The 12993-nt window shown below is 50.6% G+C and carries 13 protein-coding genes and 1 other RNA gene; 10 read left to right on the top strand and 4 right to left on the bottom strand.

The window, feature by feature from the left end; genetic code table 11:
* The first annotated feature begins 17 nt into the window (after positions 1-17).
* The gene (locus DD606_RS16780) at positions 18-1304 is read left to right on the top strand and encodes an HlyC/CorC family transporter (RefSeq protein ID WP_026094274.1); all 1287 of its coding nucleotides are present in this window, start codon (positions 18-20) and stop codon (positions 1302-1304) included.
* Between the two features lie 52 nt (positions 1305-1356).
* Here the strand turns inward: DD606_RS16780 and grpE are convergent, their stop codons facing one another.
* Complete coding sequence (grpE, locus tag DD606_RS16775) at positions 1357-1950, bottom strand: nucleotide exchange factor GrpE (protein WP_003863126.1); 594 nt, start codon at positions 1948-1950, stop codon at positions 1357-1359.
* A gap of 122 nt (positions 1951-2072) precedes the next feature.
* Between grpE and nadK the strand changes: the two genes are divergently transcribed.
* The 3 genes from nadK to bamE all read left to right on the top strand — a co-directional run bounded on the left by nadK (position 2073) and on the right by bamE (position 5175).
* Positions 2073-2951, top strand: coding sequence for an NAD(+) kinase (gene nadK / locus DD606_RS16770; RefSeq protein ID WP_003863124.1), 879 nt, complete (start codon positions 2073-2075; stop codon positions 2949-2951).
* An 85-nt stretch (positions 2952-3036) separates the two neighbouring features.
* Positions 3037-4698, top strand: coding sequence for a DNA repair protein RecN (gene recN, locus DD606_RS16765; RefSeq protein WP_022651676.1), 1662 nt, complete (start codon positions 3037-3039; stop codon positions 4696-4698).
* Between the two features lie 138 nt (positions 4699-4836).
* The gene (bamE, locus tag DD606_RS16755; protein WP_003863121.1) at positions 4837-5175 is read left to right on the top strand and encodes an outer membrane protein assembly factor BamE; all 339 of its coding nucleotides are present in this window, start codon (positions 4837-4839) and stop codon (positions 5173-5175) included.
* 61 nt (positions 5176-5236) lie between these two features.
* Here the strand turns inward: bamE and DD606_RS16750 are convergent, their stop codons facing one another.
* Both DD606_RS16750 and DD606_RS16745 read right to left on the bottom strand, forming a co-directional pair.
* Positions 5237-5524 carry an RnfH family protein gene (locus tag DD606_RS16750; protein WP_003863119.1) on the bottom strand — a complete coding sequence of 96 codons (288 nt, stop codon included), beginning with the start codon at positions 5522-5524 and terminating at the stop codon, positions 5237-5239.
* Positions 5514-5951 carry a type II toxin-antitoxin system RatA family toxin gene (locus DD606_RS16745; protein ID WP_003863117.1) on the bottom strand — a complete coding sequence of 146 codons (438 nt, stop codon included), beginning with the start codon at positions 5949-5951 and terminating at the stop codon, positions 5514-5516. The genes DD606_RS16750 and DD606_RS16745 overlap by 11 nt, the downstream gene beginning before the upstream one ends.
* 156 nt (positions 5952-6107) lie before the next feature.
* On the opposite strand from DD606_RS16745, the gene smpB reads away from it, so the two are divergent.
* From smpB to DD606_RS16725, 4 genes are all read left to right on the top strand, one after another.
* Positions 6108-6590 carry an SsrA-binding protein SmpB gene (gene smpB, locus DD606_RS16740; RefSeq protein ID WP_003863115.1) on the top strand — a complete coding sequence of 161 codons (483 nt, stop codon included), beginning with the start codon at positions 6108-6110 and terminating at the stop codon, positions 6588-6590.
* An 89-nt stretch (positions 6591-6679) separates the two neighbouring features.
* Positions 6680-7043, top strand: a transfer-messenger RNA (tmRNA) gene (gene ssrA, locus DD606_RS16735).
* 166 nt (positions 7044-7209) lie between these two features.
* On the top strand, positions 7210-8457 hold the full coding sequence (locus DD606_RS16730) for an integrase domain-containing protein (RefSeq protein WP_045354496.1): 1248 nt from the start codon (positions 7210-7212) through the stop codon (positions 8455-8457).
* A gap of 1 nt (position 8458) precedes the next feature.
* Positions 8459-9103 (top strand): hypothetical protein, encoded by a 645-nt coding sequence (locus tag DD606_RS16725; protein WP_045354499.1) that lies wholly within the window; start codon positions 8459-8461, stop codon positions 9101-9103.
* Positions 9104-9320: 217 nt separating this feature from the next.
* Here DD606_RS16725 and DD606_RS16720 read toward each other — a convergent pair whose 3' ends face one another.
* A complete protein-coding gene (locus DD606_RS16720) occupies positions 9321-11297 on the bottom strand; it encodes a hypothetical protein (RefSeq protein ID WP_052674409.1) in 1977 nt (658 codons plus the stop codon).
* A 529-nt stretch (positions 11298-11826) separates the two neighbouring features.
* Here DD606_RS16720 and DD606_RS16715 point away from each other — a divergent pair.
* A complete protein-coding gene (locus tag DD606_RS16715) occupies positions 11827-12042 on the top strand; it encodes an AlpA family transcriptional regulator (protein WP_129258902.1) in 216 nt (71 codons plus the stop codon).
* Positions 12043-12077: 35 nt separating this feature from the next.
* A partial coding sequence (locus DD606_RS16710) for a DUF927 domain-containing protein (RefSeq protein ID WP_129258900.1) occupies positions 12078-12993 on the top strand: 916 nt, incomplete at its 3' end.

Here is a 12993-nt window from a genome sequence, read left to right as displayed (position 1 = left end):
AACAAAAGGAGTTCCCCCTGGAACACATCTCTACCACCACGCTGATCGTCATTCTGGTCATCATGGTGGTCATCTCCGCTTATTTCTCTGGCTCTGAAACCGGCATGATGACGCTGAACCGCTACCGGTTACGTCATCGCGCCAAGCAGGGTAACCGTGCCGCGCGTCGTGTCGAAAAGCTTCTGCGTAAGCCGGACCGTCTGATTAGCCTGGTGCTTATCGGTAACAACCTGGTCAATATTCTCGCCTCTGCACTGGGCACCATCGTCGGGATGCGTCTGTACGGCAACGCAGGCGTGGCGATTGCCACAGGTGTGCTCACGTTTGTGGTACTGGTGTTTGCGGAAGTGTTGCCCAAAACCATCGCGGCGCTTTACCCGGAAAAAGTCGCCTACCCGAGCAGCTTCCTGTTAGCACCGCTGCTTATTCTGATGATGCCGCTGGTCTGGCTGCTGAATATGGTGACACGGGTGCTGATGCGCATGGTCGGTATAAAGGCAGACGTCACCATCAGTAGCGCGCTCAGCAAAGACGAACTGCGTACCATCGTGAACGAATCCCGCTCGCAGATCTCCCGCCGCAATCAGGACATGCTCCTGTCGGTGCTGGATCTGGAAAAGGTCAGCGTTGACGACATCATGGTGCCGCGCAATGAAATCGTCGGGATTGATATCAACGACGACTGGAAGGCCATTGTCCGCCAGCTGACGCACTCCCCGCACGGGCGTATCGTCCTCTACCGCGATTCTCTCGACGATGCCATCAGCATGCTGCGTGTGCGCGAGGCCTATCGCCTGATGACTGAGAAAAACGAGTTCACCAAAGAGGTAATGCTGCGTGCCGCCGACGAAATTTACTACGTGCCGGAAGGCACCCCACTCAGCACGCAGCTGGTGAAGTTCCAGCGCAACAAGAAGAAAGTCGGCCTGGTGGTGGATGAATACGGCGATATACAGGGGCTGGTGACGGTCGAAGATATTCTGGAAGAGATTGTCGGGGACTTTACCACCTCAATGTCGCCTTCCCTTGCGGAAGAAGTCACCCCGCAAAATGACGGGTCAGTGCTTATCGACGGCAGCGCCAACATTCGTGAAATCAATAAAGCGTTCAACTGGCATTTGCCGGAAGACGAAGCGCGGACGATGAACGGAATGATCCTGGAAGCGCTGGAAGAGATCCCGGCGGCAGGCACGCGCGTGCGTATTGAGCAGTATGATATTGATATTCTGGACGTTCAGGACAACATGATTAAGCAGGTTAAGGTCCTGCCCGTTAAACCTTTACGCGAAAGTATCGCCGAGTAATGTTGTAGGCCGGGTGAGGCGAAGCCGCCACCCGGCACTACGGGTCGGCAAATTACGCTTTCGCTTTCGCCACGGTCACCATCGCAGCGCGAATAGTACGGCCGTTCAGGGTATACCCTTTCTGCATCACGCCCAGCACGTTACCCGCGGCAACGTCTTCGGATTCCACCATCGCAATGGCCTGGTGAACGTTTGGATCCAGCGGTACATCCGTATCGGCAATCACTTCAACACCGAACTTACGCACCACATCCAGCATGGATTTCAGCGTCAGCTCAATGCCTTCAATCATCGCCGCGTTATCCGGGTTAGCTTTATCCGCCACTTCCAGCGCGCGATCCAGGCTGTCGATCACCGGAAGCAGTTCGTTGACGAATTTCTCCAGCGCAAATTTGTGCGCCTTTTCAACGTCCAGCTCGGTACGACGGCGCAGGTTTTCCATTTCCGCTTTGATACGCAGTACGCCATCGCGTTCGCGATTCTGCGCTTCTACCAACTGAGCTTCCAGGTTGGCAATTTTTTCATCGCGCGGGTCCACCTGCTCAGCAGACGTGTCTGGCTCTACTGCCTCAACTTCATCGTGCTGTTCCGTGATAATTTCTTCAGGGGCTTGCCCCTCAGGCGTTTTCTGTTCTTTACTACTCATGAATTTCTCCGCGTTTTTCTGCATTCATCTCGCTAACTTCGCTTATTATGGGGATCAGTTTCCTGGATTCAAGGGAACAAGGCAGATTGTCATCATTCATCAGGCACAAGGACCTCCAGAAAATGAATAATCATTTCAGGTGTATTGGGATCGTCGGCCATCCGCGTCACCCTACCGCATTGACGACACATGAAATGTTGTATCGCTGGCTGTGTGGTAAAGGCTATGAAGTGATGGTCGAGCAGCAGATTGCCCAGGAGTTGCAGCTTAAAAGCGTCAGAACCGGCACGCTGGCGGAAATTGGCCAGCAGGCGGATCTCGCCGTGGTGGTCGGTGGCGACGGCAATATGCTGGGCGCGGCGCGAACGCTGGCTCGCTATGATATTAAGGTTATTGGTGTTAACCGTGGCAATCTCGGTTTCCTTACCGACCTCGACCCGGACAATGCGCAGCAGCAGCTGGCGGACGTGCTGGAAGGCCACTATATCAGTGAAAAACGGTTTTTGCTGGAAGCCCAGGTGTGTCAGCAGGACTGCCAGAAGCGCATCAGCACCGCCATTAACGAGGTGGTTCTCCACCCCGGTAAAGTGGCGCACATGATCGAATTCGAAGTCTATATCGACGAAATCTTCGCTTTCTCGCAGCGGTCTGACGGGCTGATTATTTCAACCCCGACGGGGTCCACCGCCTACTCGCTTTCAGCCGGAGGTCCAATCCTTACGCCATCGCTGGATGCCATTACCCTGGTGCCGATGTTCCCGCATACGCTCTCGGCGCGTCCGCTGGTGATCAACGGCGACAGCACCATCCGACTGCGTTTTTCTCATCGCCGCAGCGATCTGGAGATCAGCTGCGACAGTCAGATTGCGCTCCCCATTCAGGAAGGTGAAGATGTCCTCATTCGCCGCTGCGATTACCACCTGAACCTCATTCACCCAAAAGATTACAGCTATTTCAACACATTAAGCTCCAAGCTCGGCTGGTCAAAAAAATTGTTCTGATTTTGCATCCAGCACTTTACTGTATATAAAACCAGTTTATACTGTATACAAACACAGTTATGGTTTTTCATACAGGAAAACAATTATGCTGGCACAACTGACCATCAGCAACTTTGCCATTGTTCGTGAGCTTGAGATCGACTTCCATAGCGGAATGACGGCGATTACCGGTGAAACCGGTGCAGGTAAATCCATTGCCATTGATGCCCTCGGCTTGTGCCTCGGTGGTCGTGCAGAGGGGGATATGGTGCGCACAGGCGCCGCCCGTGCCGATCTCTGCGCCCGCTTCTCGTTAAAAGACACACCTGCCGCCCTGCGCTGGCTGGAAGCAAACCAGCTCGAAGACGGACGTGAGTGTTTACTTCGCCGCGTCATCAGCAACGATGGCCGCTCCCGCGGTTTTATCAATGGTACAGCGGTTCCCCTCTCCCAGCTTCGCGAGCTGGGCCAGCTGCTCATCCAGATCCATGGTCAGCATGCGCACCAGCAGTTAATCAAACCCGAACAACAGAAAGCCCTGCTTGATGGCTATGCAGGTGAGTACGCGCTTACTCAACTCATGGCGGAGCACTATCGTCAGTGGCATCAAAGCTGCCGCGAACTTGCGCAGCATCAGCAGCAAAGCCAGGAGCGTACCGCGCGCGCCGAGCTGCTGGAATATCAACTGAAAGAGCTGAACGAATTTAACCCGCAGGCGGGTGAATTTGAGCAAATCGACGAAGAGTACAAGCGTCTGGCCAACAGCGGTCAGCTGCTCTCCACCAGCCAGACTGCCCTTAACATGCTGGCGGATGGCGAAGACGTGAATTTGCAGAGCCAGCTGTACAACGTGCGTCAGCTTGTGACCGAACTGACCGGCATGGACAATAAGCTTTCTGGCGTACTGGAAATGCTGGAAGAGGCCGCGATTCAGATTTCAGAAGCCGGGGATGAGCTGCGCCACTACTGTGAACGTCTGGATCTCGATCCGAACCGTCTGTTCGAGCTTGAGCAACGCATCTCCCGTCAGATTTCACTGGCGCGTAAGCATCACGTTACCCCGGAAGAGCTGCCGAATTACTATCAGTCTCTGCTGGAGGAACAGCAGCAGTTGGACGATCAGGCCGATTCCCTTGAAACCTTGTCTCTGGCGGTTAATCTGCATCATCAGCAGGCGCTGGAAACGGCGAAACGGCTGCACGACGTGCGGCAACACTATGCGCAGGAGCTTAGCCAGCACATTACCGACAGCATGCATACGCTGGCGATGCCGCATGGGGTGTTCACCATAGATGTTCGCTTTGAAGAGAATCACCTGACGGCGGAAGGCGCAGACCGCGTAGAATTCCGCGTCACCACCAACCCGGGCCAGCCTTTGCAGGCAATTTCGAAAGTGGCTTCCGGTGGTGAACTGTCGCGTATCGCCCTGGCCATTCAGGTGATTACCGCCCGTAAAATGGAAACCCCGGCGTTGATTTTCGATGAAGTGGATGTGGGTATCAGCGGCCCGACCGCGGCCGTTGTCGGCAAACTGCTGCGTCAGTTGGGTGAATCGACGCAGGTCATGTGTGTGACTCACCTGCCGCAGGTCGCCGGATGTGGTCATCACCACTTTATCGTCAGCAAGGAAACCGATGGCGAAATGACGGAAACGCACATGAAGCCGCTGGATAAACGCTCACGCTTGCAGGAGCTGGCACGCTTGCTCGGCGGCAGTGAAGTCACTCGCAATACCCTCGCGAATGCGAAAGAACTGCTGGCGGCATAAACTTTTTCGGGATCTCAGGGTCATACAGAACAACAAAAACGCCGCCAGACCGGTTTCAAAGTGGGGCAAGGTCTATTATCATCGGCATATTACATATGAGCCGCGTACTGCTCGGGCCCGAAAAGGAATCAAATCACTATGCGCTGTAAAACGCTGACCGCTGCCGCAGCGGTTCTTCTGATGTTGACCGCAGGCTGTTCCACTCTGGAGAAAGTGGTTTACCGTCCTGACATCAACCAGGGGAACTACCTTACCCCTAACGATGTGTCCAAAATCCGCGTGGGTATGACACAACAGCAGGTCGCTTATGCCCTGGGAACCCCGATGATGTCCGATCCGTTCGGCACAAACACCTGGTTCTATGTATTCCGCCAGCAGCCTGGTCATGAAGATGTAACCCAGCAAACCCTGACGCTGACCTTCAGCAGTGCCGGCGTGCTGACTAACATCGACAACAAGCCTGCCCTGACCAAATAATCAGGCGTCAACAACGCAAAAAGGTGCTCAATGAGCACCTTTTTTGTGTACATTTATTTGGCTACTTACCGGATTTCTCTGCTCGCTGACGGCGCAACTCTTTCGGGTCGGCAATCAGAGGACGATAGATTTCAACCCTGTCGCCCTCTTTCAGCACATCACCGAGCTTAACCGGACGGCTATAAATGCCGACTTTATTCTTCGCCAGGTCAATATCACGGCGAAGTTCAAGGATGCCGGAGGCCCGGATAGCCGCCTCAACGGTGGCGCCCTCTTCAAGCGTCACGCGCTGCAAATACTGCTTCTCCGGCAGCGCATACACCACCTCAACAGCAATCTTATGCGACACTGTAAACCTCTTTGGCGCGCGTGGTGAACGCCTGAACCATATTCGAGGCCAGCTCTTTAAAGATTCGGCCAAACGCCAGTTCGATCAGCTTATTGGTAAATTCAAAATCCAGATGAAACTCAATGCGGCAGGCGTCAGCGCTCAGTGGCGTAAACTTCCACCCTCCCATCAGTTTTTTAAACGGACCATCCACCAGATGCATCAAAATACTCTGATTGCTCGTCAGGGTATTGCGCGTGGTGAACGTTTTGCTGATCCCCGCTTTGGAGACATCCACGGCCGCAGTCATCTGCGTCGGGCCGGATTCCAGCACTCGGCTACCGGTGCATCCTGGAATAAATTCCGGATAGGACTGAACGTCGTTCACTAACTGATACATTTGTTCCGCGCTGTAGGGAACAAGCGCAGTACGGCTAATCTGAGGCATAGCATTTTCCATGGTCACACAACAGACAAATAATAACATTTATCACCTGTTAAAAAAACGCTAAGCCTTATCTCGTGCTAATATAGCGCGTTAGACCTCACAGGACGCAATGAGGTGACTTTTTAAAATCAGATTACCGACGGCTTTACGACACTTATGACGAAGAAAAAAGCACATAAACCTGGTTCGGCGACCATTGCGCTTAACAAGCGTGCTCGCCACGAGTATTTCATCGAAGAAGAATTCGAGGCCGGCCTTGCGTTGCAGGGCTGGGAAGTAAAATCGCTGCGTGCCGGGAAAGCCAATATCGGCGACAGCTACGTGATCCTGAAAGACGGTGAGGCCTTCCTGTTCGGCGCGAACTTTACGCCGCTGACCGTCGCCTCTTCACATTACGTTTGCGATCCTACCCGCACCCGTAAGCTGCTGCTGAACAAGCGCGAACTGGAATCCCTCTACGGACGCATCAACCGTGAAGGCTTCACCGTGGTGGCACTCTCTTTGTACTGGAAAAACGCCTGGTGCAAAGTGAAAATCGGCGTGGCGAAAGGTAAGAAACAACACGACAAGCGTACTGACCTGAAAGCACGCGAGTGGCAGCTCGATAAAGCACGTATCATGAAAAACGCAGGACGTTGATTCTGCGCGCTTATTGTACTATTCAATAAGTTAGCGTTTCGGGCTGGTGTCGAGGAAGTGAAATCTGGTATACTGAGTTCAACACTATTGGGGCTGATTCTGGATTCGACGGGATTTGCGAAACCCAAGGTGCATGCCGAGGGGCGGTTTGCCTCGTTAAAAGCCGCAAAAAAATAGTCGCAAACGACGAAAACTACGCTTTAGCAGCTTAATAACCTGCTAAGAGCCCTCTCTCCCTAGCTTCCGCTCTTAAGACGGGGATCAAAGAGAGGTCAAACCCAAAAGAGATCGCGTGGAAACCCTGCCTGGGGTTGAAGCGTTAAAACTAATCAGGCTAGTTCGTTAGTGGCGTGTCTGTCCGCAGCTGGCGTGCGAATGTAAAGACAAACTAAGCATGTAGTACCGAGGATGTAGAAATTTCGGACGCGGGTTCAACTCCCGCCAGCTCCACCAAACATTCATTCATGATGCATCATGAACCTTAAAAAAGCCTGTAACTTCAACGAGTTGCAGGCTTTTTTGTTGCATGTGTGGTCATGATCTCTGTATGAATCTTAACCTTTTGGCACCATGTTTAGCACCACGGTATCGTGGGGCTAAAAAAGCGTGGTGCTAAAACATGCCTAAGCAACTGAAACCCTTAACAAATGTGGAGATCGCTGGCGCGAAGCCCCGTAGCACAGACTATGAGCTACGGGACGGTGAAGGCCTGTACTTGCTGGTTAAGACTTCAGGGAGGAAGGCTTGGCATTTCGAGTATTATCATCCCGTCACCAAAAAGCGCACCAAAACCAGCCTTGGCCCTTACCCGGTCGTTACACTGGCGATGGCCCGCGAAACTCGCACGAAATACAGACGACTGCTCTGGCAGGGCATCGATCCCCGTCAACACTTAGCAGGAATAGCTGAAGAAAAACGCATCCAGAATGAATGCACGCTGGAAAAAGTTGCGGAACAGTGGCTCAAAGAGAAGAAACGGACCAGCGATCTTAGCGAAGATCACGCCAAAGATGTCTGGCGTTCGCTGGAGATGCACGTCTTCCCTTCTCTGGGCAGTACGCCCGTCACCGAGATCCGCCCTAAGATGCTCAAGGAGCACCTCACACCGCTGGAAGAACAGGGTATCCTCGAAACGCTGCGCCGGGTTATCTCACGGCTCAATGAAATCTTCCGCTTCGCCATCTCCGAAGAGCTCATCGAGTTTAACCCAGCAGACAACCTGGTCGCCCGCTTCAAGAAACCGAAAAAGCAGAACATGCCCGCCCTTCACCCCAGTGAACTGGGCAGGCTGATGCTGGCCTTACAGAACGCTTCTATCCGCAAGGAAACCCGCTGCCTTATCGAATGGGAGCTACTGACCTGGGTTCGCCCCGGCGAAGCCGTCAGCGCCCGCTGGTGCGACATCGATATGAAAAAAGCGGAATGGCGCATCCCCGACACCTTTATGAAGATGAACCGTTCGCACGCGGTGCCGCTCAGCAAACAGGCGCTGCGCGTTCTTCAGATCATGGAGCCCATCAGCCGCCATCGCCCGTGGGTCTTCCCCAGCATCCGCAAACCACTGGAGCACATGCACCAGCAGACCGCGAACGCCGCGCTTATCCGTATGGGGTTCGGCGGTGAGCTGGTTGCCCACGGTATGCGCAGCATCGCCAGAACGGCGGGTGCAGGTCATTTTCCCCGTGAAGTACTGGAATCTGCACTGGCACACCAGAAAGAAGACGAAATCGAAGCGGCCTACAACCGCAGCGACTATCTGGAACAAAGGCGACCGCTGATGCAGTGGTGGGGAAACTACGTTGATGCCGCCAGACGGCAAGTGCTGCTCGGTGCAGAAGAACCGCTGCAAATCGTGGAAGGAGAATAATGTGACCAGTCCCATTCGTCAGAGTCTGTTTGAACGGGAATGCGATATGCCGCTGCTGGAAGCGCGGCATCTTGCCCTCCTGCTTCTCGGCCTCGATGCTTCCCAACCTGCAAACGCCCTGCCGGAAGAACATCAGGAGAATTACCGTATCCTGCACGACGCCATCAGCCGCACCATCAAAGCAACGGGCATGGTCAGCGCCCCGGCGAACAAACGCATGTTCTATGCCGATGAAATGTTCGCACTGGCCTGGCGGCTCATTGATGACGAACTCACGCCGCCAGAAATTAAGGCCCGGAGCCTGAAGGCGGTGATGAAACTGTCGCGTCACAGTCGCGGCCGCAAGTGGCTGAAGACACTCGGCGACGACGCGCTTCCGGATCTCACTGCTTCCACACAACCTTCCCAGCGTGGGATGCATAAACGCGACAAGGCTCGGGAGAATACTGCCAGGCTCTGCTGGTTACTGGTTCAGCTTCTGGTTGAGGAGACTGACGGGCGTTATGGTACGTCTGATAAACCGACTTCGGATCGGATACTTCGTAAGCTGAAGACGCTGGCGCAGGAGCGGGAATTACCGTCTGATGGGCTTGGACGGGGGACGTTTTATGAGGTGATGAAGATGGGGCGGGAGAAGAGAACATAGGTAGGCGCTCCCAGTGTCGGGTGTAGCGAACCGATTAAGCTCTGAAACCTTTGGCGTATAGTCAATATCGTGCCGGAAACACACACGTCTAACAAATAACAAATTTGGCAGACTGTTACGTCATGAAAATTCTTATATACTTTAAAGATTATTTGCTACCTTCTCCCCCATTAAACATTAGAGTGGCATTAGCTATTTTGTAAATGCCACTTTTTTATCAAAATGCTGGAGCTTTTTTCCCAAAATACTGATACCAGTAATCTTTCCAGTTAGAGCGCAAAGAAAATTGTGGATTTCTACCATTTTCATGGAACTCTAGCCAAGGAAGATCCAATATATTATCCTTTCTGAGTTCTCTTGACATATTGTTGGTTGCTATTTTTGGTCTATTTACATCAATAACAATGTGCTCATTTATTATTTTCGTCAACTCCACAGCATGGCTTTTATCAAAACCTCTTGCTTTTCTTAATGCCAATGCCACCATAATTATAGGAATATAAATTGTTCCTGCTATTTTCAATGAACCAATATTTTTTGGAATTGAATTTATTATTTTACTATCAATTGGCTTCTCTACGTTTTTATGTTTACCATTATTAATAGGAAGTTGCAGATGATCTGTCGATGTCACTAAATTTAATCTTAATTGTTGACAACTTTCAAAATCTAAAATTGAATTTTTAACTGATCTATAATCTGACTTCGGAATCTCAATGTACTTTAACTCATCATTTTCATCTGATTCGATTATTAAGCCTAATGGAGCAGAACTTGAGGACATAAGTTCTACATAACAACCATAATCAAGAGTATAGAGTGTATATTTTTTTCCTATAGCGTTTCGAGCTGAAACTCCTTGTTTTAAAACGTGAATAACCCGCATATCATAAAGATAATCAATCAAAGGATTATTGTTTTCATTACTTATTAAAAAACCACGTGTTTTTCTATGTCCAATGACTTCGTTTATTATTTTATCAAGTAAAACAACTGCTTCAGGTTTGCTATTTAGGGCCGCATGTTTATTTACCTGAAACCATTTCTGCGCAGATTTACGGACATGTACAATTGATATTTTGTTCTCCAGTGCTGACTGTGCCGCAAGTGAAATGATATTTATAGCATCTCGAGGAACCCCTTCTACCGCACGGACATACTCATCGAACGCTGATGGTTGAGTAAACACATCATTAATAAACAAGTTTGCCTCAACATCACATATTGAATTTTTATCTATTGCTTGGGCATGTTTATGAAGCAGATTTTTGAAAAAAGTCTTAGCAGCATCACGATCGTTATCAAAAACCATATACTCATCTAAATTAATAACGGAAGAGGCGTCAGAACCAAGTTCAATTCCTACACGAACACCAGTGTCTTGATCATGTAGTAAAAAATTACATCGATGGGCTATTGCTGCTATTTTTACTGTAATACCAGAGATGGGATATAGAATTCTACGAAGAAGTTCTGCAAGATAAGGTTGAAGATCCATTGGTACCTCAGACCATTCATCAATCAGTACCCATAATTCTTTTTTTGGTAATTTTGAAACTATATTGCTGAGTAGCTTAGTGATTTCTCCGAAGTGAATCCTTAATGTTTTCTTTCCAGATACTTTTTTTCTTTCCGTATTATCTGATGATATTTTATCTAAGCGTGAAAAATTGGCAGATATGTTGGTATTAGTTACCATTAAACCTATCGAAGAATTCATAGAATTATGGCTTACCGAACAATTTTCCTCCTCCGTGGTACCTTCTATATTTAATGAGGTTGCCTTATCAATAAAATCATTAAGTAATTGCGCTATTTCAGTCGTATTTTCAAGATCCTTTTCAAAAATATAGTCTAGAATTATTTCATGTATATTACATAACGTGTCAGAAAGTAATCTGGTGGCCCTTTCACTTAATGAAATATTGGGGTCAGAAAAAATCCCTCCAGTAGATCCTATCAACCTCATGTCTATAGGAACACAAATGATCCCACTTTGTTGAATATTGTTGGAAAGAACAGCCAAGAAGTGCGTTTTCCCCGTACCTCTTCTACCGAACATTATCTGATTGTCATTACTGGACAATAGGGTATATGTGGGGCCAACGTCAACAAAGGATCTGATCAGATGGTCTGGCTGAAGTTTCTCTGCCCTCTTAGCAAGCCTCATCATTATTGAATTTATATTTCGCATAATCATCCATTCGAGTTCATCATTAGAATAAATTACGAAGAAGAGAAATTAGCTATTCCCTAATAAAATGGTACCTCAATACTATAAATTATCAAAGAAATTATTATGGAGCATCCGCGTTATTACAAGAAGTTCCTAAAAAGCAAACAGGTATGTAAGATTGTTTCAAGATCATCATAATTTCCTTTTCATTTGATTAATAAACATCGCCTTAAAAGACCCTAAGGATTGGTAATGTCGGTTTTTTCGCTCATAGCTGAGGGTGAGATTGCGATAGCTAATGCGAAGTGTTTATAGTCGTCCGTTGCCATTCATTAACCTCATCATGTAGGGTCTTGATTAAGCATTAGAAGATAAAAATCATTTACTTTCAATTAATTAACTAAAAGACATCAGTTTTACCAGTAAATAAGTTCTTCCAGGACTCATTACTTTCTATCCGGACTACGATTTTTCACCCGGACCTATACCTCCCCTTCCCGTTCCGCGCTATAACCGCTCCGACACTCTGTTCCCGTGAGGTGCAATCATGAAAACCCGTGTTGACAGTAACGATGCTTTTCCCGAAAGCGGTAACGTGCGTATGCGGCAGGTGGTCCAGTTTGTGGCGATGAGCGAATCTTCGGTTTACCGCCTGATTAAAGACACCGACTTTCCCCGCCCCGTCCACCTCTCTTCCCGACTGGTGGTCTTCGATGCCGCTGAAATCCGCCAGTGGCAACAGCGCCGCACCGCCATCCGTTAATCCACGCTCAGGGATGAGCCGACTGATACCCCATCATGAAACGCGCCCCTTTTCTCTGTAAGCAGTCTCCGGACCGCACGCTCGAAGTGGTGATCCTTGCCGGAAGCCTGGCATGGGAGACCTCACGCGACTGGCGAAAAGATCCTGACCGGGAAGATGATATTCCTCCGGTGGTACTCGGCCCGGATGAACTGGCCGATCTGGACAACCTGACCATAATCAGACCTGACACGCTCTACGTCCGGGTACTTCGCACAGGCGATATCCGCGAGGAGGAGTTGCTGAAAATCGCCGTAAAACTGGCGCACACGAACGTACAGATGGCCCGGCTGATGAGCCCTGACGGTGAGTTGCTGGAGAACTGGACCGGGCAGCTTGAACGCCTGCGACAGGAAAGGCCCTCTGACATCCTGCCGGAGCACTTCCGCCTCGATGAAGAGGCACTGTGGTTTGACAAGCTCACCGAACGCCGGGACGGTGAAAGCGATGTCCAGCCCCAGCGCATCTGTTCCCCTCTGCGCGTCACCGCTATCACCTGCGACAGCCATGACGGCAGCTATGGCCGCCTGCTGGAATGGCACACGACCACCGGGCAGTTGCGGCGCTGGGCCATGCCGATGGCAATGCTCAGCGGAAACGGCGAGGAGCTGCGGCGCATCCTGCTGGAGAACGGCCTGACCTACATCTCCACCCGCCCCGCCCTGCGCAGCCTGCTGTGCGAATACATCTCACGGTCACTCCCCGGACGCCGGGTCACCTGCGTGGAGAAAACCGGCTGGCACAACGGCGTTTACGTACTGCCGGATGAGGTTATCGGTCCCGGTGGCGACAATGTCATCCTTCAGGGCAGCCACTACCTGACCGGCGGCTTTGCGCAGGCCGGTACGCTGGCAGAGTGGCAGGAGCAGGTCGCCGCACTCTGTGCAGGCAATTCACGGCTGGTCTTTGCCG

It is taken from the genome of Enterobacter cloacae complex sp. GF14B (genome assembly GCF_004136805.1).
GTDB lineage: Bacteria > Pseudomonadota > Gammaproteobacteria > Enterobacterales > Enterobacteriaceae > Enterobacter > Enterobacter hormaechei_C.
This window is presented reverse-complemented; position numbering and strand designations above follow the sequence as displayed.